Below are 24074 nucleotides of genomic sequence, written 5' to 3' on the forward strand. Positions count from 1 at the left end.
GCAGGCTCCGTTAGCACGGAGCGGAGGCACTTGGGGGATTCGTTGCTGCGTCAGGCGTCTTGCGCGCCCTCGTACATGCCGTCGATTTCGCTGGCGTAGTTGTCGTACACCACGCGGCGCTTGAGCTTCAGGGTGGGCGTGAGCTCACCTCGCTCGATGGTGAAGGGGCGGTCGAGGATGTGAAATTTCTTCACGGTCTCCACGCGAGCGAGCGTGGCGTTCACACGGTCGACCGCCTGCTGGACCGCGGCCACCACGGTGGGGTCGTCGCGGAGCTTCGCCGGATCTGCCCCGGGTGCGCCCGCGATCTCGCCTGCGGCGGCCGGATCGATCACCACGAGCGCCGTGAGGAACTTGCGCCGGTCGCCGATGACCACGGCCTCGGCGATGGGCGGGTGGTTTTTCAGGGCTGCCTCGATGTTCTTCGGGGCGATATTTTTTCCGCCGGCCGTGATGATGATTTCCTTCTTGCGGCCCGTGATCGACAAGAACCCGTCCTTGTCGAACTGCCCGAGGTCCCCCGAGTGCAGCCAGCCGTCCTGGAGCGTGTCGGCCGTCGCTTGTGCCTCTTTGTAGTAGCCGAGGAACACGTTCGGGCCCTTCACCAGGATCTCCCCGTCCTCGGCGATCCTCACGTCGATGCCTTCAATGCGCGTGCCGACCGCGCCGAGCTTCATGTCGTTCGCCAGGTTGAACGTGGTCGGGCCCGTGTCCTCGCTCTGGCCGTAGACCTCGGAGACGAGGATGTCGAGGCTCGCGAAGAACGCGAGGATCTCCTTCGACACGGGCGCGGCGCCGCACACGCACGTGCGCGCGCGTGACAGGCCGATCGCCGCCTTCAGCTTCGCGAACACGAGCTTCTGCGCGAGCTTGTACTGGAGCCCGAGCGCGCCCGAGGGCTCTCCGCCGCGCATCTTCACCGCCGTCGCCTCACGCGCGATGTCCATCGCCCACGTGACGAGCGCCTTCTTCGCGCCCTTGGCTTCCTTCAGCTTGCCCTGGACGCCCGCGTGGAACTTCTCCCAGATGCGCGGCACGCCGAAGAAGAGCGTCGGCTGCACCTCTTTGAGGTTGTCCGGCACCTTCTCGATGCTCTCGGCGAAGTAGGCCGATCCGCCCATCGTGATGCAGCCGTGGATGGTGAACATCTGCTCCGCGATGTGCGAGAGCGGCAGGTACGAGAGCACGCAGTCCTGCGCGGTGCCGCCGACGAGCCGCTGCGCCGTGTCCGCGGTCCACGCGAGGTTCTGGTGCGAGAGCATCACGCCCTTCGGCGGGCCCGTCGTGCCCGACGTGTAGATCAACGTCGCGAGTCCCTGCGGTTCGAGCGCGGCGATGCGCGCGAAAAACGCTTCGTCGGTGACGTCCTTCCCCTTGTCGAGGAACTGCTCGTACGAGGACACGATCGGATGATCGATGCGGGGCGCGCCTCGCATCGTGACGACGTGCTTGAGGTGCGGCAGCTCGCCCAGCATCTTCTCGATCTTCGCCCACTGCCCGGCGTCCTCGACGAGGACGATCTGGCTCTCGGCGTGGTGGACGATGTACGCGACCTCCTCGGGCGAACACGTCGTGTAGATGCCGGCGGGCGCGCCGCCCGCGGCCATGGCCGCGACGTTGAAGGCGACCCACTCGGAGCGGTTGAAGCCGAGGAGGCACACGGTGAAGCCCGGCGCCTGGCCGAGCGCGATCATCGCCTTGCCCAGGCGCTTCACCTCGTCCGCGAGCTCCCGATAGCTCTTCGGTCGGTAGACGCCGCCCGATTTGATGTGGTGGGCCGGCGCGTCGGGCCTGCGTTCTGCTTGCTTGAAGAGCCGGGAAGGGATGGTCTCGTTCGGCATAGACATGGCTGCGCCGAGTGTAATCGAGCGGCGCGCCGTTCGTTGCACTGGAAAAACGGACGGCGCCGTAAGATTCAGCGCGGCTTCAGCGCCGGAGCCGGCGGGGGCGTCGACCCCTCCGACGAAGCAGACGGCGGCGGCGGCCTCGGCGGCGCCGGGGCCAGCGGCTCTTCCTCGACCGGACCTCTTTGCCGCGCTGCCGCGGCGCGCAACGCGATCACGCGCGTCACGAGCTCGGTCGCCTCGTCCGTCGACATGTCCACGCGCGCCGAAATGCGCGGGCCCTCCGCGCCGATCTGCAGCCGTTCGAGGATCGGCCCGAGGCCCATCAGGCGCACGAGCGGATCGCCCGACTGCGCAGTCCGTTTGCCCTCGAAAATTCGCGCCAGATCGGCACACGGGGCCGCCGCGTCGCAGGCCACCACTCCGGACAAACCCACGCGCTCGCCGATCGTCACCGAGAGCCCCAGGCCCACGACCGACGCCGCCGGCGAGCCCTGCGCCCCGCTCAGCGCGATCTCTTCGAGCAACGTGCGCCGCTGCTCCGGCGTGAGCACCACCGTCACGCGCAGCGCACCCGGGCCCGCCTCCGCCGCGAGCTTCGTGTGGTCCCCGTCGGCGCGCGCGCTCGGCACGCGGCCCTCCGCCGCGTCGATCATCGCGCGCAGGTAGCTGCCCGCGCCGAGCAGGATGGGCCCGCCCTCGCGCACGGCGATCTCCGCGCCGCTCGTCGACTGGCTCGCGTCGCGCACCGTGCGAAACGCGCCGATCGGGTTCACCACCGAGCGGCCGCCGCGGGCCTCGATCACCTTGCTCGCGCAGGCGAGCAGCGCGTCCGGGTCGATGGCGCCCGAGGCGACGAGGCCGAAGTCGCCGTCGCCGCCGGAGGAGGGCACGGCCACGCCGAGCTCCGTGAGGCCGGCCATGGGATCAAAGCCGCAGACGTCGCGGACCTTACCGAGCCCGGGGATCTCGCGGGTCTCGGAGAGCAGGGGCGCGAAGGCGTCCGAGCGTCGCAGCGCGCCGAGGTCGGCCGTGGCGACGAGGAGCGCGCCTTCGGGGATCGCGTCGAGCGTCGCGGGCAGCGGTCGCGCCATCTCGCGTCGTTGCCAGACCCAGGCGACGGCCGCGACGACCACCACCGCGGCGGCCGCGAACACGAGGGCGTTGCGCGTGCGCGTCTGCACGGGCCGAGCCCTACCACGTTTTTCAGCCCGCGCCCTCGGAGCGGCTTGCCTTTCCGCTTCCCTTCTTCCGCTCGAAGAGCCCGCCGATCGCCTCGCCGATCCGCGGGACGACCGAGTGGATGACGACGAGCCCGACCAGAAAGGCCACCAGCGCGAGCTCTCGGGGGGTGCCGAAGGCGGACATGCGCTGGATTCTTACCACCAGAAAGGTGAACGCATCGGTCCAAATGTTGGAACGAACGCCGCCTTGGACGTAGGAAAGGAAGACCCGAGGGCGCACGCGTTGACAGCCAGGTGCCTCGGGTCGAAGGATCACGCCGTGCCCGCGATGGAGGAAGCCCCGAACACGCCGCGTCGCGACGTGATTCTGATCGCGGACGCGTCCGCGGAAGGGCAAACCATCGCGTCGGCGCTCCGCGCGCAAGGCTTCGCCGTGGCCTTCGCGCCCATCGAGCGGCTCGAAGCGCGCGTGCTCGACGAGTCGCCGCGGGTGCTGCTCGTCGACATCGATCAGCCCGGCGCGCGCGACGCCATCGAGCGGCTGCGGGAGCTGCCCGGCGGCGAGGACGCCGAGCTCGTTTGTCTGGGCAGCCGCCTGCGCGCCGCGGAGATCGGCGCGCACTCCGCCGCCGGTCGCTCCTTCGCGCGGCCCCTCGACATCCACGCCATCGTCGCGCAGATCGCCGCGCTCGCCGACCCGGCGCCGCTCGACGATTCGATTGTCGACGACCGCGGCGCCGCCGGGATCCGCCCCGGCGAGACCGTGCCCCCGGGCCTGCTCGACGACGGCACCGGCGCCTTCCCGCCGGCCTTCCAGTCCGCGTTTCCCGGCGCGCCCGAGATCGCCGAGATGGGCGCGTCGATCTTCCCGCCCGACGAGAGCGACGGGCAGTCGCCGCCCACGCTGCTGCCCACGCACCCCATGCAGCTCTCGCCCGAGCTCATGAACTTGCTCGCCTCGGCCGAGCAACGCGTGCTCGCGCAGACCCCGGCCTCGTCCGTGCCCCCGCCGGCCGTGGCCGTCGAGGAAGAGGTGGACCTCATCCTCGGCGACGAGTTCCTCGCCATCCTCGAAGAGCCGCTCGACGCCGAGGCCGACAGCTCCCAGTCGGACCTCGCCAACACGGGGCTCGATCCGGGCACGGGGCCCAACGCCGCCCTCAGCATCACGACCGGCTCGTTTGCCCTGGCCGATGGCAACACGACCGCGCCCAACCCCGCGCCCCCGTCGTCGGCCGCCGCCCTCGAGCCGCCGAGCGTGGGCGAGCTCGTGCTCGACATGCCGCCCACGCCGCAGCCGAGCGAGCTGGGCGGAAAAACGGCGCCCGGCGCATCGACGCCGCGCTCGCTGGAGACCCGCGGCGCCACCTCCGAGGCCCCCGCGACGCCCTGGGAGCCGCGCTCGACCCGCGTCGGCGACGACCCGGGCACGCCGATCCGCCCGACGGAGGCGACGACCACGGCCACCCGCTCGATCGAGCCGCGGCCCGCGTCCGCGCCCACGCCGCCACGCCCGCCGCCGCCCGTGATCGAGCCCATGATCGACGTCGCGCCGCCGACGGTCTTCCCGGCCCGCTGGACGGTGCCGAGCGGCATGCCGCGCTTCGCGTCCACGCTTGGGGGCTACGCGCCGGCGAGCGGAGCTGTGCCCCCAAACCCCCGTCCGCTTGGGGGCTACACGCCGGCGAGCGGGCCCTCGACCCCCAACCCCCCGACCCCGCCCACGGCCCCCAGCATCCTCAGCCGCGCCTCGGACGCCCCGCCGCCCTCGGTGCGCCTCGCCCCGCCGGTGCCGCCGCCGCCCGCGCCCGTTCCGTCCTCGCAGACCCCGCATGCCTCGCAGGGGCCACGCAGCGCGCATCCCACCGTGCTCGGCCCCGGCGACGCGCCGCGCGCCCTCGCCCGTGCCATCGCCAGCCGCGCCACGGGCTCGCTCGCCATCCATGAAGGCGGGGCCGTGCGCCGCGTGGTCCTCCAGGATGGGGACGTGGTCACGGCCGGATCGGGCGTCGCCGACGAGGCGCTCCTTTCCTTCCTCTCGGCCCGCGGCGATCTCGAGCGCGACGTCGCGTTTCGCCTCGCCGGCAAGCTCCCGCCCTCGGGCCGGCACGCGGGCGCGGCGCTCATCGCGCACGGATTTCTCCAGCAGGACGCGCTCTGGCCCGTCCTCCGCGCGCACGCCGAGTGGATCATCGGCCGGGCGATCCTCATCGAGTCCGGCACGCTGGAGCTCGAAGCCGAGCCGCCGGGCCGCCTGCGCGCCGAGCCCAACGTGTTCGGCGGCGCCACCGGGGCCGAGGTCTTCGTGGAGATCGTCCGGCGCGTGATCCCGCCCGAGGCCGCCTTCACGCGCCTCGGCGGCGCGGCCGCGCGTTTCGACGCCGGCCCGCGCATCTCGCTCCTCTCCGAGTGCGCGCTCGTGCCCGACGAAGCCACGCTCGTGGCGCAGGCGCCGGGCACGACCGTGGGCGAGCTCGCGGCCCAGGCGGGGCACGACCTCACGCCGCTGCTCTACGCGCTCGTGTGCCTGGAGGTCCTGACCGCGCTCACCCCGGCGCGTCCTGCTTCGGCCGAGCGCCGTCCTGCGGAGGATCCGCTCGACGAGGAGGCGATCCGCATGCGGGTGCGGGCGCGGGTCGCGCTCGTCGAGGACGGCGACTACTTCGCGCTGCTCGGCATCGGCCGCGCGGCGACGAGTTACGAGATCCGGCGGGCCTACCTGGAGCTGCGGCGCTTCTTCGAGCCTTCACGCCTGCTCACGGCGGCGACGGCCGATCTCCAGGGCGACGTGCGCCTCGTCCTCGAGGTGCTCGACGAGGCCTACGAGATTTTGAAGGATGGGACGCGGCGGGAGCGGTATCGGCGGGCGATCGAGGCGGGACCGCCGTCCTAGGGTCACTCCTCGGCGTCGGGGGTGGACGGCCTCGACCGAACGGACTCGGGCGGCAGGCCCGCGAGGATGTCGACGACGTGGGAGGCGAGCGAATGCGCGAGCGACAGCTCGTGCTGGGCCGCGGCGTTGACCCCGAAGCCGCAAGTATTGGTGAGCGCATCGGCCAGCGCTTGCGCGAGCGACAGCGCTCGTGACACCGGGGAGACGCCCTCCGCGCGGGTCGATTCGGGACGGGCATCGCTGGGCTCGCTCGTGTCGGGCTGGGCACCAGGGGGGGTACGTTGTCCGTGGGAGATCGATAGATCGAGCGCCATGGGCTAGAGCCTCGCAGTTCGGGCACGTGGTTCGCGCGCGCGGGATCCACCCATGCAAGCTCGCGGCCAGTGGGCGGAAACGCGTTCGCCGAGGGAAGGTTCGTCCAGTCGGGGCGCAGCCGAGCGCGGGGGACGAGGGCGCGCGAGGATGGTTTGTCGGGGAAGACCCGCCGCGCGGCGCGTCAACGTGCGGGAGCGTTGCGAGATAGGATCCAACGCGGGGAAGCGCGGAGAGCCGGCGGCTTGGAGGTGGGGGCGCGTTGTGCGCGAAAGGAGCGCAGTCCAGAGGCCGGCTGCACGTTCGGATAGGATACGCGGATGCGCACCTCCAAGAACCTCCTGCGCGTGTTCATGCTCGCCTTGTTCGTCGTGCCCATCACCACCCAGGGGTGTGGCGATGATCTCACGACGTACCGATGTTTCGCGTGGCCGGACGCGCCGGGCGACGATCCGAACAAGTGCCCCTCGATCACGCGGGCGACCCAGATCATCTCGCGCGAGAACCCGAGCGACTTCACCATCCTCGACGACGGCCTGCTCGAAAACGGCCGATGTTGTTACGAGGTGGAGGAGGCCTCGTCCGGCTGCAACGGGAGCCTCCACCCCGGGTGGTGAGCGCCGCGCCCGCGATCTGGAGTCTGCTAGGCGCGCGGCTCCGCGAGCGCGAGGATCCACGGGTACGACGTTCGTAGCTCCAGCACCTCGAAGTCCGGTTCGAGCAGCGCGCGGAACGAGGCCATGCCCCAGTGGTTCTTGTGATCGATGTCGTTGCCGAAGCGCGACACGTTTTTCCCGCGCAGCAAGTTCGACAGCATGAAGAACGGCTCGTGGGGCACCGAGAGCAGCGCGCGCCGCGCCCCGACCTTGCGCAGCTCCGCGAGCGCCCGGCGTGGATCGTCGAGGTGCTCCAGCACCTCGCAGCACACGACGATGTCGGGCTTTTTCGTGAGGAAGCCGAGGTCGTAGATCGAGCCCACGTGCGCCTCGATGCGCGGGAAGTGGCGTTGCAGCCGCGCGACGTCCTCCGGGTTGTACTCGACGCCGATGAAGCTCGTGTCTTCGAGCTTCTCGGAGAGGTAGCCGGAGAGGAACCCCTCACCGCAGCCCACCTCGAGCACCGTGCGCGCCGGCAGGGCTTCGAGGAACATCGAGTGCAGCGTGGCGGCGAAGCGGCGGATCAGCATCCGCTGGACCGGGTTCTTGTGCCGGTACTTCTGCGTCTCGAACCGGTCGAAGTACGCGTCGGGGATCACAGGATTTCCTCGCGGATCGGCGGCTCGTCTTCGAGGTGCCGGGTCTGGCTCTGGTACGTCAGGAACTCGCCGATGAAGCCCATCGAGAAGAGCTGAATGCCCGTGACGATCATGAGCACGCCGAGGAGCAAGAGCGGGCGGTCGCCGATCTTGTGACCGAAGGACCAGAGCACCGTCAGGTAGAACTCGATCAGCACGCCGATCCCCGCGAGCAAGAGGCCCGCGAAGCCGAAGAGGTGCATCGGCCTCTTCTGGTACCGCGTCAGGAAGAGCACGCTCATGAGGTCGAACGATCCACGCAGGATGCGCTCGAGCCCGTAGCGGGAGCTGCCGTACTTGCGGGCGTGGTGCTTGATCGGGATCTCGGTGACGCTGAAGCCCTGCGACGCGGCGAGCGCCGGGATGAACCGGAACAGGTCGCCGTAGATCGGGATCGCGCGGATGACCTCGCTCCGGTACGCCTTGAAGCCGCAATTCATGTCGTGCAGCTTCACGCCCGTCATGTAGCCGACGGTGCCGTTGAAGATCCGCGAGAGGAACAGGCGGTTCGTCGGGTCGAGGCGCTGCACCTTCCAGCCGACGACGACGTCATGGCCTTCCTCCAGCTTGGCGAGGAAGTTCGGCAGGTCCGCGGGATCGTCCTGGAGATCGGCGTCCATCGTCACGAAGATCGTGCCGCGCGCCCTGCGGAAGCCGGCCGTGAGGGCCTGGGCCTTGCCGAAGTTTTTCCGGAGCCGCACGCCCCGCACGTTCGGGTTCTCCGAGGCCAGGCGCTTGATCACGGCCCACGAGTCGTCCGTGCTGCCGTCGTCCACGAAGATGAGCTCGTAGGCCTCCTTGCCGGAGAGCGCCTCGTGGATGCGCCGGGCCAGCTCCGGCAGGCTCTTCGCTTCGTTCAGGCCCGGGACCACGAGCGAGACGCGCGGGAGGATGACCACCGGGCTCTCGGCCACCTTGCGGGTCAGGGCGATGGCAGGAGGCTCGCCCGGAGAGGGCTGGGTGATGTCCACGGCGCTCACGGCGGCGGAGGATAGCAGAACGGTCCGTCCGCACGAGGCCTCGGAGGACAGGCAAGGCGAGATCGGGATGCTACCCTCGCGCCCGCGATGAAGCTGCTCGTGACCGGCATCGCCGGGTTCATCGGATCTCACCTCGCCGAGCGCCTGCTCGATCGAGGCGACACGGTCGTCGGCCTCGACAGCTTCGATCCTTTTTACGCACGCTCGATCAAGGAGCGAAATCTCGCCCGCGTCCGCGGCCGCGCCCACGTCGTCGAGGCGGATCTGCTCGACGAGGCGGCCGTCGCGGAGGTCCTCTCGGCCACGGACTTCGACGTCGTCGTGCACCTCGCGGGCCTCGCGGGCGTGCGGCCGAGCCTCGGCGCGCCGGCCCGTTACCAGCGCGTGAACGTCGAGGGCACGACGCGCCTCGCCGAGCTCGCCCGCGCGCGGGGCGTGCGCCGCTTCGTGTTCGCGTCGAGCTCCTCGGTGTACGGCGCGAGCAAGCGCCTGCCCTTCGCCGAGGACGACCGCGCCGACGAGCCGATGAGCCCGTACGCCGCGAGCAAACGCGCCGCCGAGCTCGTGCTGCGCGCGCTCGTGCACACGCACGGCCTCGGGGTCACGTCGCTCCGTTACTTCACGGTCTACGGCCCGCGCCAGCGCCCCGAGATGGCCATCCACGCGTTCTGCCGCGCCATCGACCGGGGCGAGACGATCGAGCTCTACGGCACGGGCGCGGCGAGCCGCGACTACACCTACGTCGACGACGTCATCGACGGCACGCTCCGCGCGATCGATCGGGTGGGCGACGGCTACCGCGTCTACAACCTCGGCGCCGGGGGCACGCCGACGACGTTGAACGAGGTCGTCGCGCTGCTCGCCGAGGCCCTCGGCAAGCCGGCGCGTGTGCATCGGGGCCCGGCGATCGTCGGCGACGTCGAGCACACGATTGCGGACATCCGCGCGGCCAAGGCAGCGCTCGGGTACGAGCCGAGGACGGGGATTCGCGAGGGGATTCGCAAGTTCGTGGACTGGTATTCCCGGACGTAATCACCGCGCCTTCGGCCGCGCCCCGCTCGCCCGGTGGTGCGTGCGTTTCCTCTTCCGGGGCGCGAGATCCGGCAGGGGCCCGTATTTCGCGAGGATCTCTTCGAGCACCTCGTCGGGGAGCGTGCGCGAGAGCGCGATGACCGCGTGGCGCGGGCTCTCGTCCGGGGAGACGACGAGGTCGACGAGCTCCACGTCGAGCCCTTCGAGCGCCTCGGCGATGCGCTGGAGGGTCTCGACGGTGGGGTTGGCGAGCCCGTGCTCGATGCTGGAGATGTGGCCTTTGTTGGCGAGCGACTCGCCGGGCGCGTGACCTTCGGCCACCTCCTCTTGGGTCAGCCCGGCGGCGAGCCGGAACGTCTTCACGCGCTCGCCGATCGTGAGAAAGAGCTTTTTGGGACGGACTCTGCGCGGCATGTGCGTCTCGCTACTTCTCGATCGATTGGCTGCGCCCGGGGCGTGGGGGTGGTATCGCCTGCGCTAAGGTCGTGCTTGCCATGCCGATGTTCCCTCTCTCTGACTCCAAGATCCTCGTCACAGGCGGCGCCGGGTTCCTCGGCTCGCACGTCGTGGAAGTGCTGAAAGCGCGTGGCGCGCGCCAGATCGTGGTCCCCCGCTCGGCCGCGTTCGATCTGACGGACGCGTACGCGACGCGATCTCTCTTTGAAACGCATCGGCCCGACCTCGTCTTGCATCTGGCCGCGCGTGTCGGTGGAATTGGCGCGAACCGGCGCCACCCCGGCACCTTCTTCCGCGACAACATGGCCATGGGCCTGCACGTCCTCGAAGAGGCGCGGCGCGCGGGGACGCCCAAGGTTGTAGTGGCCGGTACCATATGTGCCTATCCGAAGTTTGCGCCGGTACCGTTCCGGGAAGAGGATCTGTGGAACGGGTATCCGGAGGAGACGAATGCGCCGTACGGGATCGCGAAGAAGGCGTTGCTCGTGATGGCGCAGGCGTACCGGAAAGAGTTCGGGTCGAAGTTTGTCGTCGTCTTCCCGGTGAACCTGTATGGCCCGCGGGACAATTTCGACCTGGAGGACTCGCACGTGATCCCTGCGATGATCCGCAAGTTCGTGGAGGCGCGGCGGAGCGGGGAGCGGTCGGTCGTTTTGTGGGGCGACGGGTCGCCGACGCGGGAGTTCCTCTACGTGGAGGACGCGGCCGAGGGGCTCGTGCGGGCGGCGGAGCGTTACGACGGCGAGGAGCCGGTGAACCTCGGCGCGGGGCGCGAGGTGTCGATGCGGGACCTGGCGGCGACGATCGCGAAGGCGGTGGGGTATGAAGGGGACATCGTCTGGGACAGCGCGCGCCCGAACGGGCAGCCGCGCAGGATGCTGGATGTGTCGCGGGCGCGGGAATGGTTCGGGTTCGAGGCGCGGACGGAGCTTGGGGACGGGCTGGTGAAGACGATCGCTTGGTACGAGGAGAACCGGGGGCGGATCGTTGGGGGGTGATCTAGGTCTGCACTGGAGATGAAGAGGGCAGGGGAGGGGCGATCCTCGGGGGCGCCGAGGATGCGAGCGGGGAGGTAGGGGCGATCCTCCCGCGAGCAGATGTTGCGGGGGGCCAGGGCGGGGGTGATCGGGTCGAGGTCACGGGGCGCGGGGGGGCGGATTGGGTCGGGTGTTCGCGCGTCACGACGTGCGCGGGGGGAGGTGAGGGGTCACCTTGGCGCTGCGCGGCGTGTTCTCGGGGAGGTGACGCCTTTGTCACCAGGTGAGCGCGTCGGGGACGGCGCGGAAGAGCTCGCGCAGGGCGGGGAGCTGCTGGTGTTGGCGCTTCATCTCGGCCCACACCGTCGGGTGACCGCGCTCGCGGATGTCCTGTTCGAGTCGGCGTAGCCTTCGTTCCGGCGCGGCTTCCGCGAGGCTCGCGCGGTATTGCGCGAGGTGCGCCTTGTAGTCCTTGAAGGCCTGCTGCCTTGCCTTCGGCAGGTAGTCGCGCGTGTTCAGGCCGAGGGTCTTGATCGTGTATTGGGCTCGTTCGTACTCCCTCGTCCCGCGCGCCTTCCGGGGCACGAAGAAGAACGTGTCCCGCAGATCGAGCGCCAGGAATGCAGTCGGGTCCTCGGCGCGCGGGTCGATGAACGCGGGATCGCCGGGGACGGGCGGCAGGACGGGCGCCTTCGGAGGCCGCGAGACCTCGGTCCTCACGCCGGACGCATGCGCGAACACGGCGTAATGGTCATTCTTGGGGCCGTTGCACGGTCCACACGCGTAAAGGTAATTCGACCACACGAACGTGGCCTCGGGGTAGAGGCTCTTGGGCCGTACGTGCTCGACCTCGTCGGCCGCCGAGTCCTCGCAATAGGCGCAACGCCGCGCGCCGCAGCACATGGCCGTGAGCGCCTTCTTGACCGCGTCGAAGGTCGCGTTTCCTTTGCGGTTTTGGGAGCTGAAGCTCGCCTTGGCTTGCTCGACGCGCGCGGCGTAGTCGGGGAGGGCGTCGATCTCGGCCTGGTATTCGCGGAGCTTGTCTCGCGCGGCCTTGGGGAGAGTTCGTTTGGGGAGGCCGATCACGCGTCGTCCTCCGCCCCCTCGCTGGCCGCCGTGGGGAGGATGGCGCGGAGCTTCTTCTGCTGCTTCCTTTCGGACAAAGAGAGTCCTTCGGCGAGCTCCTTCTGGTTCAAGATGGCGAGCTGTTCGAGGAGCTCCAGGGCCTCCGGGGAGCGTGTGGCTGCGTCGCCGAAGGCGCCGGTTCCGTAGGCGTCGAGCACGTTGCCGTAGAGGAGGCGATCGAGTTCGGTGCCGGTGACCATTCCGGCTTCCTCGCCGCTGCCGGGTCTTGGCAATCGGAAGACGCTCCCGGGCCGGGCGGCCTGACAGATGAGCGGGCTGTGGGTGGTGACGATGAACTGGATCTTGGGGAAGTGCTCGCGGAACCAGCGCCCGACACGCCGCTGCCACGTGGGGTGCAGGTGCGCGTCGATCTCGTCGATGAGGACGACGCCGGGGACGACGATCTTCGTGGGGTCCTCGGGGTCGAAGATGGCGTCTGCGCCATAGGTGGCTGCAAGCTGGCGGATCAGCTCGAAGGTCATGCTGAGGATCGAGCGGTAACCGTCGCTCAGGTTCTCGACGGGGACCTCGCAGCCGTTCCCGTCGATGAAGCGCACGCCTTTGGATGAAATCGATTGAAGTCGCGCCTCGTGGGGCAAAAATCCGCTTTGGTTCACGAATGCCTTCACGGGCTCCAGCAGGTTGCCTTCTGGATCGCCTTCGAGCTTCTTATACTGAAGGTTGATGAGCCACTGGATACATTCGGTGAGCGCGACGGACTCCCCGAACACGGAGAGGTGACGCGCAAGCGTTGGATTGGAGGAAAAGAGCTTCTCCTGGTCCTTGTCACCGCCGGTGAAACGACGGAAGGGGCCGTAAGACGCGGAGAACCTACCGGATGTTCCTCCCCATACTTGCTCGTGGGGTTCCATGAGTACATGAATCATGCCGAGCATGACGTGGTTGTCGGATAGGTTTTTGCGATGAAATGACAAGCCTGCTTTGAGGTCGATGTCGCGGGGGTCGCCCCCTCCCGAAAACCCGTCGAATTGAGCGTCGGATCTCGCTGTAAGGCTGACGTATCCTTGCAATTCTCCGCCGCGAAGCCAATCGTTCCAATCCTGGCGAAGGGCGAGCGCTTCGAGAGGACCGACGAGCGCCAGCGCCACGGCCCGGAGCAAGCCGCTCTTCCCCGCGCCGTTGTCCCCGATGATCACGTGCCAGCCGCAGGCTTCTCGGTCGTCGATCTCCCACACGAGATGCTCGATGGAGCGCAGGTTCTGGACCTCGATCTTACGGATGAACACGCGGCATCCTTGCAAGGGAGCGCGGAGAGCGTCAAGCGGGAGGTGCCCCCCTCACGTCCTGCCAGGGTCGCACGACCCCCTAGAACTTCCCCCCGGATGTACTAGTCTCCGCCCCGCGGGGCGCCGGATCCCGCCCTTACGCCTCCGGACTTTCCGTGATGCTCCTCGAAATCGTCGTCGCCGCGGCCGAAGCCATCCAGGCCAGCTTGCCCCTCTTCGCCGGTCTGATCCTCGGCGCGGCCCTCTTGCTTCTCTTCGAGCGTTTCCTCGCCGGCCGCGTCTCCTTCGCCGTCAAGCGTGTCCTCTACGCGCTCTTCCTCCTCGGCGGCCTCGGCGCCGGGCTCTTCTTCGCGTGGAAGATCCGATGGCTCTGTGACGACGCGTTCATCTCGTTCCGCTATTCTCGCAACTTTGCGCGGGGCGACGGGCTCGTCTTCAACCCGGGCGAGTGGGTCGAGGGATACACGAACTTCCTGTGGACGCTGGTGCTCGGCCTCCTCGCCAAGGTCCGCGTCTCCATCCCGCACGCGGGGCTCTTCGGCAACCTCGCGTCGTACGCGCTCGCGATCGTGTTCGTCGCGCTCGTCGTGCGCAAGGCGAGCCCAAAAGGCGCGATCGTGCCCTTCGCCGCGCTCGGCCTCGCCGCGAGCCGCCCGTTCTACACGTTCGCCTCGTCGGGCCTCGAGACCATGCCCGCCGCGATGCTCGTGGCCGTCGGCATGTGGGCCTCGCTCCGCAAGAATGGCGCGTTCGGCGCCGGGCTCGCCTTCGTCGCCGCCGCCCTCACGCGGCCCGATCACCTGCTCCTGTATGGATGCATGGGCCTCGCCCTCGTCGCCGAGGACCTCGTCCACCACAAAGAGCGGCCCTTCTGGAAGCGCCTCGATCTCCGCCGGTACCTCGCCTACGGCGCGCCGCTCGTCCTCCTCTACGTCCCGTATTTCCTCTGGCGCTGGCGCGCGTACGGCGATTTCTTTCCGAATACCTATTACGCGAAGTCGGGCAACCTCACGTACTGGTCGCAAGGCCTCATCTACGCGACGCATTTCCTCTTCACGAGCGGCGCGGCGATCTGGCTCCCGCTTTTCCTCTTCGTGCTCTCCGGGCGGGCCCGCAATCGGTCCGAGACGCGGCTCCGGATCTTCGCGCTCCTCTCGCTCCTCGTCTACGGACGGTACGTCGTGAAGGTCGGCGGCGATTTCATGGAGCACCGCTTCTTCATCTCGCTCCTGCCGATCCTCGCGGCCTCGACCGAGATCGCGCTTCGGTATCGCCTGCGAGAGGCCGCGCTCCCGGTCCGCGCGCTGCTCGGCTCGGCCGCGGCGCTCGCCGTCGCGCTCGCCGTCCTGCCCGTCCGCGTGCTCAAGCCCTACGAGAAGCGCTGGAACCTCGCCGAGGAGAACACGTTTTACCCGCTGAAGAGCGTGTTCCCGCTCGAAAGTGGCTCGACGTACGCGGGCATGGGCCAGCGGATTCACAAGCTCTTCGTCGCCCGGGGGCTCAAGCCCCGCCTCTCGATCGATTGCATCGGCCTCGTGGGCTGGTACGCGGATCTGCCGATCGTCGACGCCTATGGCCTCGCGAACCGGCGCATCGCGCACAAGCCGATCGAGAAGCGCGGGCGGCCGGGGCACGAGAAGCGCGGCACCCTGGAGGACTTCCTCGCCGAGGGCGCGGTCGTCGACCTCGGCAATCCCTGGGGCGACAAATACAAGGAAAAGACTCGCGCGAACATCGACGGCAGCTCGTTCCATTTCCTTCGCTGGGATCCGGAGGTCGTGAAGGTGCTCCGCGCCGTCAAGGGCGCCCAGCTCCCGGACCCGGCCCGCGACATCACGACGCTCACGCGCACGGGCACGCGGAACGAGATCCTCGATGCCTTGGAGTTTTATCAGGTCTTCCTGGAGCGCCACCCGGACCGGGAGAAGTTGCTCGGCGAGCTGCGGGCGCGGCTCGGCGAGGTCGCCGATTTCGAGGGCAGCCTCCCTCCGGGCGCGGTGATACGCGGCGCGGGGCTGCGCATCGAGAAGGCCCGGCGTTCGGGCGCGACGGGCAAGAGCCTGCTCGTCTCGTTGCCGGACGCGGGCGACCACATGGGGACCTTGGAGATCGACCTCGGCGTGCTCGCGCGGCCGGAGCTTCGATTCGCGCTCGGCGGCAGGTCGAGCCCCGGCTTGCGTGTGGAGCTCGTCGTCGACGGCGCGGCCCTGCGGACGGCGCGCCCGCGCGTCGACCGGAAGCTCGTGCCCGAGGCCTGGCAGATTCAGGATTTGCAGGGCCGCCGCGCCACGCTGCGGATCGTCGACGAGGACAAGGCGCCGGGGATGGGCCTCTATGTCGACGGGATTCATTGGTCCGGCGGCACGAAGGACGACGTGCGCGCGCGGCTCCGGTCGGGCACGTCGGCGAATGCGGTCGACCTTTTCCGCGCGGCGCGCACGGAGCTACCCGATTCGGATCCCGACGTGGTCGCGTTCGCGGCGCGGTTCTCGGTGATTTACAGCTTCGACGACGTGTTTCCCGCGGGGAGCGAGGTCACGGGCACGGCGTTCGGGAAGGTGCCGACGACGGGCCCGACGGGCAACCAGCAGGAGGTCACGGGGTTCCTCGGCCGCGCGTTCGTGAACGGGTATCACGGCGGGGATGCGGCGAAGGGCAAGCTCGTGTTGCCGCTGATGCCCCTCGACGGCCAGCCGGTGCACGTGCTCGTGGCCGGCGGCAAGGATTGCCAGAAGACGTACGTGGGCCTGGAGGTCGACGGGCGCGTCGTGGCGCGCGCTTGCGGCAAGAACGACGAGATCCTCCGGCCGACCGAGCTTTCGACGAGCGCGTACGCGGGCAAGCAGGGGCGCGTCGTGATCGTCGACGAGTCCGCGGGGAACTGGGCCCACGTGCTCGCGGATGACGTGCTCGTGCTCAATGCGGAGAAGTTGAAGACGAATTAGGGCGGCCGATGTCTCACCCCCGCGCCCTCTGCATCCTCGGGACATGTGTCCTCGTCGCCCTTGCGTCGGGGGTCGCCCGCGCCAATGTGGCCCCTCCCGGCCTGGTCCCGGTGAAACATTCGATCCACGTCGACGTCGAGGGCGCGCTGCCTCCCGGCAAGGTCCTCCTCATGACGGGCACCTTCAAGGGCGCTGCCGTCATCGACACGGGCACCCTCGTTCCATTCATCCTCGGAAGATACGAGTTCGTCCGCCTCTACCTCATCGATGCGGGCGACTTGCCCAAGGTGGAAGCCATTCGGGAGAACTGGGTGCCTGGGACATCGGCCTACGAGGCGCGGAGTGCCATCACGGACCGCGGTTTGCCCTGCTCCGATTTTCTCAAGATTCAGCGGAGGGACACGCCGACGTCGCCGGTGAAGGAGGTCCGCCTCTTCTACACGATCAAAGCCGACGGCAAATCGTGCGCGAGCAAGCACGTCCGCACGGATCGGCTCTCGGAGCTCGGAGCCGTCATCGATTCCGAACCCGGTTCGACGCAGTGGCCCGCGGTCGACGCCCAGCCCTCGGCTCCCGCTGCGGATGCGGCTGCGCCGCCGCCTCCGTCGAGCAGCCCGCCCGCGGCCTCGGCAGTGGCGCCGAACCGGGGCAGCTTGCCGGAGGGGACGTCCGCATGTGGAACCTGCGCCGCCGGAGCGCACGCAGACGACCGGTACGCCGCTTGGCTCGTCCTGCTCGGCGCCCTCGTGTGGACCGGCAGGCGAGCGCTCGCGCGCGGCGGCTTCTAAGGCCCAGGCGGCACCGGCGCCACCGGCAGGTGGCCCTTGCGGCGGAAGATGTCCATCGCCCGGAAGCCTGACCATTCTCGGCGCTCGACGAGCAAGTCGTAGGAGCGCGACAGGTCCGGCGGCAGGTTCTTCGGGTCGAAGCAGGTGTCCTCGACGACCACGAACTCGGCCATCGGCAGGAGCGCCGCGGCCTCTTCCTTGTTGTTCGCCGCGCGCAGGGGCTTGCCGAAGCGACGGTTGTCCGGGCCGTAGGGCAAGGTGCGCAGGTCCGAGAGCTTGTACAGGCCGTTCGGGGGCGCCTTCGCCGAGCAGCTCAGGACGGCCACCGTGTCGCGGAACGGCACCTCGATCGGCTTGTCGGGCACGCCGCCGAGCACGCCCTCGTTCACGGTTTTTCGATTCGTCAGGTACCGGACGAAATCCCAGAACAGGATGTCGGCCGCGATCGAGTTCATCCCGTCGGCCTTCTTGTCGGGCTGCACGAAGACGTGTGTCGCGCCGAGGTCCTTCACCATCTGGCGCACGCCTTCGGGGTTCTTCGCCGCGCCGTATTCGATCCCGTACTGGAACAGGTACATGTCCAGGATCGTCTCGCGGTTCGTCCCGAGCTGGAAATGGTGGCTCAGGAAGATGTGCACGAGCAGGCGCGAGCCCTTCGGCATGGCGTTGCCGACGTCCTGCCAGCCCTCCTGGATGTCGAAGCGATCGTCGTATTTCTTCTCGAAGCCGGCGCTCAAGAGGTCGATCGCCGATTTCAGCGGCGTCTTCACGAAGCCGTGCGTCTGGATGAAGTAGACGTCGCCGCCCCAGATGATTTGCAGGCCGACGAGCAAACCGAGGGCGCCACGCGCGGCCACGCCGAACGAGCGCCACAGGGAGATCGCGATGGTCACCGTCACCGCTGCCATGAGCGGCATCAGGCCCTGGAGATAACGATCCTGGTGGTGGACCGAATACCAGCCGAAGATCCCCACGTGGATCCAGAAGACGAGGATCCAGAGCCGCTTCGTGTTCTTCAGGAAGGGCAGGCACGCGAGCAGGAGCGTGAAGAGCGAGCCGATGACGGGGACGGTGCGGTGGAACTTGGGCCAGTCGTTCGGGCTGAAGGACCAGGTAAAGAGGGCCTGGAGCGTCTCGCGCAGGCCCTGCAGGTCCCGCGTCGGGTTCCAGAGCAGGCCCTCGGCATAACCATACTTGAACCGATAAAGCGCCTGGTCCGAGAGCGGGTGCGCGTGCAGGTATTTGCTGAAGACCGGGTAGACCGGGTCCCCATAAAAGAGGAAGTTCTTCACCCAGAGCGGCGAGGTCGCGACGAGGCCCGCCGCGGCGAGGAGGAGCGGCGAGAGCAGGGCCCGGCGGCGCAGCTCCGGCGTGGCTTTGCCGCGGAGGCTCTGGACGAGCACGACGAGGATCTTGCCGCCGACGAGCAGGAGCGGCGCCACGCCGAGCATCATGACGATCGTCTCTTTCGTGATCCCGGCGCCGCCGATGAAGAGGCCGAGGAGCACGACGAAGCGCGGATCGAAGTCACGAAGGACGCGGAAGAGGCAAAGCGCGATCGGGACGGCGTACATCGCGCCGGCGTGATCGGCGCCGCCGCTGAGCGAGCTGTCGTAGAGGAAGACGCCCGGGAAGACGAAACGCGCGGCCCAGACCCAGCGCGGATCGGCCTTCGGCACGAGCCTTCGGACGAGCGCCGGGATGCCGACGACCGTGGTCACCACGAAGATCAGGAATTCGAGGTGCGCCGAGAGGACCATCTTGTCGAAGAGGCGGCCCGGCGCGAGGAAGGCCCACGTGTAGAGGTACGAGGTGAAATGGGGGCGGGCGGAGAAGACCCAGCCCTCGGCGGCGGGATACAGGCCGCCGTGGGCGACCCAGTTCTCCGCGATCGCCATGTGCTTCCACCGCGCGTCGAACTGGACGTTGTGCGGCGTGAGCACGAGGAAATACACCATCCCGAGCCCGAGCACGCCGAAGACCGTGGCGAGCGTGGACCAGCCGAGCGCGGGGCGCGTGCGGGCCGTGCGGGCGAGGACCTTCCGCACGTGCGTGACGTGGCGGCGGAGCGGCCAGGCCACGGCGGCGAGCAGCACGAGGGGGACGGCGTAGAAGGCGGGCTTGCGATAGCCCTGCGCCGCCCCGACGAGGCACATCGTGGTCTCGAATCCGAAAATGCCGAGCACGAACGAAAGGACGGCGTGTTCGAGCAGCGGCAGGCGGAGGCGGAAGACACGCTCGACGAGGACGTGGCCGATCCCGTAACTCGCGGTCCCGACGACCAGGGCGCCGAGCCAGTAACCGGCGTAACGCCAGAACAGCCACTTCGGAATGGGATAATGCCGGTGGACGACCCACCCGAAGAGGGCGATCCCGGCCACGAGCATCGTCGTGGCGAGGGCCCCGCGGAGGTGGGTACGCACGACGTCGAGCGCGCGTGCTCCAGCGGACGGTACAGTTGGGGCCGACTCCGACTCCATCGCCCGGGGCGGAGTACTCCCCGACCCCCCGTGAGTCAAGCCTCACGTGGGCCCGCTCCGTGGAAGATCAAGCCCGAACGTCGCCGCTCAGCGCTTCCGCGCCCAGATCTCGAGCTTCTTCCAGGCGCCGCTGCTCCTGCGCTCGACGAGCAGCTCGAAGCCCTGGAGCAGCGCGGCGGGCTTCTGTTCGTAACATTGTTTTTCGAGGATCACGTATTCCGCAGTCGGAATCAGCCGCTCCGCGGCCTCCTTCGTGGCGGCCTCGGCCTCGGACGCCGGGAAGTCGAGCGCCTTCGGGCCATACGGCAAGACGTGCAGGTCGTTCACGCGATAGAGCCCACGCGGCGGCGCGTCCTTCGTGCAGCCGAGGATGAGGGCCGCGTCGTGGAACGGAGCCGTGATCGGCGTGTCCGTCACGCGGCCGAGGACACCACCCTCCAGAACGCGACGCTCTGCGAGCCCGCTTTGCGCGAATTCCCAGAACAGGATGTCGGCCGCGATCGAGTTCGAACCGTCGCTCTCTTTTTCGGGCGCGACGAACGCGTGCGTGACCCCGAGCGCGCGGAGGCGCTTGCGTATGCCCTCGGGGGAGCCGGCGCGGCCGTATTCGATGCCGAATTGCCAGAGGTAATTGTCGAGCACCGTGCGATGGCCCGTGCCGAGGTGGCCGTGGTGCACGTGCATGAGGTGCAGGAGCAGGCGGGAGCCCGGCGGGACCTCGGCGCCGATGTTCTGGAAGCGCGCCTGGACGGCGAAACGATCCGTGTATTTCTGGTCGAACCCGCCGCTCAGGAGGTCGATCACCTGCTTCGGCGGGGATTTCGCGTGGACGTGCGTCTGGATGAAATACACGTCCCCACCCCAGACGACCTGCAATCCCACGAGCCCGAAGAGCGCGGCCCGCGTGGGACGGCCGAACGAGCGAGAAAGCGAGAGCAGGAGCACGGCCGTGACGGCCGTCATCAGCGGGAGTTGCCCCTGGAGGTAACGGTCCTGGTGGTGGACGGAGTACCACGCGAAGATCGCCACGTGGATCCACGCGACGAGGAACCACACGCGCCGGTCCACGCGCACGAGGAGCAAGGCCGGCAGCAGGAGCGTGAAGAGCGAGCCAAAGACGGGGACGTCGCCGTGGAATTTCCCCCAATCGTTCGGGAGAAACGAGAAGAGCCAGAGCGAACTTGCCGTCTCGGCGAGGCCCGCGAGGTCCCGCGTCGGCGCCCACATCTTCCCTTCGAGATAGCCGTACTGGAATCGATACGCGGCGTCCTCGGAGAAGGGGTGCAGGTTCAGGAAGCGATGCGAGAGGGGATAAACGGGGTCGCCATAAAAGACGAAGTTCTTGAGCCAGAGCGGCGACGTGGCGACGAGGGCGGCGAGGCCAAAGGCGAGCGGAGCGAGGAGGGCGCGGCGATTGTTTCGGGCCGCGCGGATCGACTGGACGAGGAGCGCGAGCGCCGGGAAGGGGACCAGCATGATCGCCACGGTCTCCTTCGTGAGCGCCGCACCGGCCGCGAGGACGCCGAGCAGGGCGGCGCGGCGCGGATCGAAATCGCGGAGGACACGGAACGTGCAGAGCGCGATCGGGACCGAATACATCGCCCCGAGGTGATCGGCGCCGCCGCTGACGGAGCTGTCGTAGAGCAGGACGCCCGGGAAGAGGAACCGGACGGCCCAGATCCAGCGAGGATCGGCGCCCCGGACGAGGCGCCTCACGAGCGCGGGGATGCCGATGACGGTGGTGAACAGAAAGGCCGCGAATTCGAGGTGGGCCGCGAGGACCATCCGGTCGAAGAGGCGGGCCTTGGGCAGGAGGAAGGCCCAGGTGTAGAGATACGAGCTGAAATGCGGGCGCGCCGAGAAGACCCAGCCCTCGGCCGAAGGGTGAATGCCGCCGTGGAGCACGTAATCCTCGGCGATCGCCATGTGCTTCCACCGCGCGTCGAACTGGACGTTCTGCGGGGTGAGGACGTTGATATACAAGAGCCCGAGGCCGAGGCAGCCGAACACGAGCGCGACGATCGCCCCTTTGCCAAGGGGCGGCGCGCGCCGCGAGGCCCGCGCGAGGACACGGCGCACGTGCGCGAGGTGGCGCGCGAGGGGCACGGAGACGGCGGCGAGCAGGCCGAGCGGGAGCACGAAAAACGTGGGCGCGCGATAAAGCTGGAGAAGGCCCGCCAGGAAGACGAGGATTTCGTAGCCGAAGATGCCGACGGCGAAGGCCGTGATGGCGTGTTCGAGGAGCGGGAGGCGGAGGCCAAAGGCGCGCCGGACGAGGACATGGCCGAGGCCGTAGGCGCCGGCGAGGACGACGAGCACGCCGAGCCACATGCCGGCGTAATGCCAGACCAGCCATTGCTGGATCGGATAATGGGCGTGGACGACCTTGCCGAAATAGGCCATCCCGGCGAGGAGGACGAGGGCGACGGCGGCGCTGCCGAGGCGCCCTCCCGCGCGGCCCTGGATCCGAGCCTCTCCCGATTCCATGGAGGGCGAGGGCGTAGCTGCCTCGGGGGACGGCGTCAAGCAGGGCTCATCGTCGATAGGGGATGACGTAACCCTCGCGGCGCAAGGTGTGCGTGGCGAGGAAACGGCGCAGGAGCGAGAGCGGGGGGACGAGGCGCGTGGGGTCGTCCGCGAGGCTCCGCATCTCGCCCGGATCGGAGGTGAGGTCGTAGAGCTCGAGGGTGCGGCTTCGATCGTCGACCGTGACCTTGGTGCCGTCGCGCAGGACGAGGGCACGCTTCATGCGGGTCTCGGCGAGGATCGGGCGCGTGAGCGTGGGGCTCTCGCCGCGCAGGAACGGCACGAGGCTCTGGCCGAGGAAGGTGCCAGGCGTCGCGGCGCCGAAGAGGTCGAGGATCGTCGGGCCGAGGTCGACGAGCGTGACGGGCTCGTCGACGACCCGCGGCGTGAGGCCTTTGGCCTGGACGAGGACGGGGACCCGCAAGAGCTCGTCGTAGAGGGAGTTCGCGTGGCGGTACTGGCCGTGCTCGCCGAAGGCCTCGCCGTGGTCGCTCGTGACCACGAAGGCTGTGCGGTCCACGAGCGGGGAGGCCCCGACCATGCGGACGATGCGGCTGATCTCGGCGTCGACGAGGGCGAGCTCGCCGAGGTACCGATCGAGCTCGGGGCCGGAGCTGCCGGCGAGGTCGTAGGGGGCGTGCGCGTCGAGGAAATGGATGTACAGGAACAAGGGCTCGCCGCGCGTGGCCACGAGGCGGCGGAGGGTCGCGTCGACGAGGTGCTTGGCGAGGGTGAAATGGTTGCCGACGGGGCGGACGAAGGTCTCTTCAGAAAACCCCCGCACGATGCCATATCGATTCACGAGCCAGGGCGCGCCGGCGAAGGTGACGGTGGTGACGCCTTTGGCGCGGAGCAGCTCGGGGAAACGCGGGGTGGGGTCGTTCTCGGGCCAGAGGCCGTGGACGTCGCCGGTCGAAGGGGTCCAGTATTGTTGCGAGAAGTAGGTGCCGGCGAAGAGCGCCGAGAGGCTGTAGACGGTCTGCGCGCCGGGCGAGCGCGCGTTGCGGAAATACACGCCTTCGCGGCGGAGGGCGGCGAGGGTGGGGAGCTTTTCGTCGTATTTCCCGGACGCGAGGAGGTCGTTCCGGAGGCAATCGATGCTGAAGAGGAAAACGACGGGGTGGGTCGGCAACACCGGGGGCGCGCTGGGCGGGACGGGCGGCGCGTCCTTGCGGTCGGTGAACCACGGGGCCATTTCGGGGGGAACGGGGGCGTCGTCGACGATCGCGTCCTCGTGGAGGGGCCCGAGGAAGGGCGGGAGCAGCGATCCGGTCGGGCTTTGCAGGGCCAAGGCGACGGTGGGGCGCGGGGCGACGACGAGCGAGGCGGCCGCGGCGAGCGAGGCGACGGCGAGGAACGGGGTGCGGAGCGGGCGCAGGCGGGCGACGAAGGGGGCGAGGCGCGCGGGCAAGGCGGCGCCGGCGAGGGCGGCGGCGAAGAGGGCCGCGGCGGCGAAGGCGACGAAGAGGCGCGCGCCGGCATAATCGCCCTGGAGGAGGACGGGGTTCGCCGAGAGGAGCGCGCAGGCGGCGGCGACGGCGAGCCAGCGGAGATAAGGGCGCGCGGCGAGGCGGCCGAGCAGGACGGCGAGGGGGACCGTGAGGGCGAGGAGGCCGACGGCGAGGACGAGCAGCGCCGGCTCGACCCAGGCCGCCTGGCCCGAGGCGTGGCGCTCGGCGGCCGTCGCGAGGTCCGAAGGCAAGACGAGGGCGCCGAGGGCGAGCGAGAGGACGACGAACACGGCGGCGGACGAACGCCTCCGCGTGTGGCCAAACCGAACGTACAGGCCCACGAGGCCGGCCCCGGCGAGGCCGAGGGCGAGGAAATGGCCGGTGTCGAAGGCGTGGTGCAGGACGCGCGTGAGGAGGCGCGGCGGCAGGCGGAAGGACCGCGCGATGGTGATCGCATTCGTGAGGGCCGCGGTGATCCAGGCGAGGAGGATCGCGTCGGGGCCGGAGACGGAGAGGCGAGGGGGCGTCGGTTCGTTCACT

At 69.2% G+C, this 24074-nt stretch carries 18 protein-coding genes; 6 read left to right on the top strand and 12 right to left on the bottom strand.

What is annotated here, in order from left to right:
- Positions 1–50: 50 nt before the first annotated feature.
- From E8A74_RS36395 to E8A74_RS53150, 3 genes are all read right to left on the bottom strand, one after another.
- Positions 51–1847: an AMP-dependent synthetase/ligase gene (locus E8A74_RS36395; RefSeq protein WP_232379908.1), complete on the bottom strand. Its 1797-nt coding sequence runs from the start codon at positions 1845–1847 to the stop codon at positions 51–53.
- A gap of 68 nt (positions 1848–1915) precedes the next feature.
- Positions 1916–3028 (bottom strand): hypothetical protein, encoded by a 1113-nt coding sequence (locus E8A74_RS36400; RefSeq protein ID WP_136933691.1) that lies wholly within the window; start codon positions 3026–3028, stop codon positions 1916–1918.
- A gap of 22 nt (positions 3029–3050) precedes the next feature.
- The gene (locus E8A74_RS53150) at positions 3051–3212 is read right to left on the bottom strand and encodes a hypothetical protein (protein ID WP_170229638.1); all 162 of its coding nucleotides are present in this window, start codon (positions 3210–3212) and stop codon (positions 3051–3053) included.
- A gap of 135 nt (positions 3213–3347) precedes the next feature.
- Here E8A74_RS53150 and E8A74_RS36405 point away from each other — a divergent pair, with 135 nt between their 5' ends.
- Entirely contained in the window at positions 3348–5921 is a 2574-nt protein-coding gene (locus tag E8A74_RS36405; protein ID WP_136933692.1) for a hypothetical protein, read from the top strand.
- 2 nt (positions 5922–5923) lie between these two features.
- On the opposite strand, the gene E8A74_RS53155 is transcribed toward E8A74_RS36405, so the two are convergent.
- Entirely contained in the window at positions 5924–6235 is a 312-nt protein-coding gene (locus E8A74_RS53155; RefSeq protein ID WP_170229639.1) for a hypothetical protein, read from the bottom strand.
- A 318-nt stretch (positions 6236–6553) separates the two neighbouring features.
- Between E8A74_RS53155 and E8A74_RS36415 the strand changes: the two genes are divergently transcribed.
- Positions 6554–6850: a hypothetical protein gene (locus E8A74_RS36415; RefSeq protein ID WP_136933694.1), complete on the top strand. Its 297-nt coding sequence runs from the start codon at positions 6554–6556 to the stop codon at positions 6848–6850.
- A gap of 26 nt (positions 6851–6876) precedes the next feature.
- Here the strand turns inward: E8A74_RS36415 and E8A74_RS36420 are convergent, their stop codons facing one another.
- Together E8A74_RS36420 and E8A74_RS36425 are read right to left on the bottom strand one after the other, a co-directional pair.
- Positions 6877–7488 (bottom strand): class I SAM-dependent methyltransferase, encoded by a 612-nt coding sequence (locus E8A74_RS36420; RefSeq protein ID WP_136933695.1) that lies wholly within the window; start codon positions 7486–7488, stop codon positions 6877–6879.
- A complete protein-coding gene (locus E8A74_RS36425; protein ID WP_232379909.1) occupies positions 7485–8507 on the bottom strand; it encodes a glycosyltransferase family 2 protein in 1023 nt (340 codons plus the stop codon). Before E8A74_RS36425 ends, E8A74_RS36420 begins: the two co-directional genes overlap by 4 nt.
- A gap of 87 nt (positions 8508–8594) precedes the next feature.
- On the opposite strand from E8A74_RS36425, the gene E8A74_RS36430 reads away from it, so the two are divergent.
- The gene (locus E8A74_RS36430; RefSeq protein WP_136933696.1) at positions 8595–9539 is read left to right on the top strand and encodes an NAD-dependent epimerase/dehydratase family protein; all 945 of its coding nucleotides are present in this window, start codon (positions 8595–8597) and stop codon (positions 9537–9539) included.
- On the opposite strand, the gene E8A74_RS36435 is transcribed toward E8A74_RS36430, so the two are convergent.
- Positions 9540–9953 carry a helix-turn-helix domain-containing protein gene (locus E8A74_RS36435; RefSeq protein ID WP_136933697.1) on the bottom strand — a complete coding sequence of 138 codons (414 nt, stop codon included), beginning with the start codon at positions 9951–9953 and terminating at the stop codon, positions 9540–9542. It abuts the gene before it with no gap.
- A gap of 86 nt (positions 9954–10039) precedes the next feature.
- On the opposite strand from E8A74_RS36435, the gene E8A74_RS36440 reads away from it, so the two are divergent.
- A complete protein-coding gene (locus tag E8A74_RS36440) occupies positions 10040–10993 on the top strand; it encodes a GDP-L-fucose synthase family protein (RefSeq protein ID WP_136933713.1) in 954 nt (317 codons plus the stop codon).
- A 255-nt stretch (positions 10994–11248) separates the two neighbouring features.
- On the opposite strand, the gene E8A74_RS36445 is transcribed toward E8A74_RS36440, so the two are convergent.
- Complete coding sequence (locus E8A74_RS36445; RefSeq protein WP_136933698.1) at positions 11249–12058, bottom strand: HNH endonuclease family protein; 810 nt, start codon at positions 12056–12058, stop codon at positions 11249–11251.
- Positions 12055–13344, bottom strand: a complete 1290-nt coding sequence (locus E8A74_RS36450; protein WP_136933699.1) for an AAA family ATPase — start codon at positions 13342–13344, stop codon at positions 12055–12057. Before E8A74_RS36450 ends, E8A74_RS36445 begins: the two co-directional genes overlap by 4 nt.
- A gap of 155 nt (positions 13345–13499) precedes the next feature.
- Here E8A74_RS36450 and E8A74_RS36455 point away from each other — a divergent pair, with 155 nt between their 5' ends.
- Entirely contained in the window at positions 13500–16289 is a 2790-nt protein-coding gene (locus E8A74_RS36455) for a hypothetical protein (protein WP_170229640.1), read from the top strand.
- A gap of 8 nt (positions 16290–16297) precedes the next feature.
- Entirely contained in the window at positions 16298–17077 is a 780-nt protein-coding gene (locus E8A74_RS36460; protein WP_170229641.1) for a hypothetical protein, read from the top strand.
- Here E8A74_RS36460 and E8A74_RS36465 read toward each other — a convergent pair.
- The 3 genes from E8A74_RS36465 to E8A74_RS36475 form a co-directional block, all read right to left on the bottom strand.
- A complete protein-coding gene (locus E8A74_RS36465; RefSeq protein ID WP_136933702.1) occupies positions 17074–19500 on the bottom strand; it encodes a hypothetical protein in 2427 nt (808 codons plus the stop codon). The two genes, E8A74_RS36460 and E8A74_RS36465, sit on opposite strands and share 4 nt — an antisense overlap.
- Before the next feature lie 144 nt (positions 19501–19644).
- Entirely contained in the window at positions 19645–22044 is a 2400-nt protein-coding gene (locus E8A74_RS36470) for a hypothetical protein (protein WP_136933703.1), read from the bottom strand.
- Positions 22045–22090: 46 nt separating this feature from the next.
- The gene (locus tag E8A74_RS36475) at positions 22091–24073 is read right to left on the bottom strand and encodes a sulfatase (protein ID WP_136933704.1); all 1983 of its coding nucleotides are present in this window, start codon (positions 24071–24073) and stop codon (positions 22091–22093) included.
- Position 24074 lies beyond the last annotated feature (1 nt).

The sequence above is a fragment of the Polyangium fumosum genome, from assembly GCF_005144585.1.
GTDB classification, from domain to species: Bacteria; Myxococcota_A; Polyangia; order Polyangiales; family Polyangiaceae; genus Polyangium; species Polyangium fumosum.

What these genes read in the sequence shown, in the direction of transcription:
- E8A74_RS36395 (WP_232379908.1), bottom strand. Translation starts at nt 1,847, where the DNA reads ATGTCTATGCCGAACGAGACCATCCCTTCCCGGCTCTTCAAGCAAGCA.
- E8A74_RS53150 (WP_170229638.1), bottom strand. Translation starts at nt 3,212, where the DNA reads ATGTCCGCCTTCGGCACCCCCCGAGAGCTCGCGCTGGTGGCCTTTCTG.
- E8A74_RS53155 (WP_170229639.1), bottom strand. Translation starts at nt 6,235, where the DNA reads ATGGCGCTCGATCTATCGATCTCCCACGGACAACGTACCCCCCCTGGT.
- E8A74_RS36415 (WP_136933694.1), top strand. Translation starts at nt 6,554, where the DNA reads ATGCGCACCTCCAAGAACCTCCTGCGCGTGTTCATGCTCGCCTTGTTC.
- E8A74_RS36430 (WP_136933696.1), top strand. Translation starts at nt 8,595, where the DNA reads ATGAAGCTGCTCGTGACCGGCATCGCCGGGTTCATCGGATCTCACCTC.
- E8A74_RS36435 (WP_136933697.1), bottom strand. Translation starts at nt 9,953, where the DNA reads ATGCCGCGCAGAGTCCGTCCCAAAAAGCTCTTTCTCACGATCGGCGAG.
- E8A74_RS36440 (WP_136933713.1), top strand. Translation starts at nt 10,040, where the DNA reads ATGTTCCCTCTCTCTGACTCCAAGATCCTCGTCACAGGCGGCGCCGGG.
- E8A74_RS36460 (WP_170229641.1), top strand. Translation starts at nt 16,298, where the DNA reads ATGTCTCACCCCCGCGCCCTCTGCATCCTCGGGACATGTGTCCTCGTC.
- E8A74_RS36470 (WP_136933703.1), bottom strand. Translation starts at nt 22,044, where the DNA reads ATGGAATCGGGAGAGGCTCGGATCCAGGGCCGCGCGGGAGGGCGCCTC.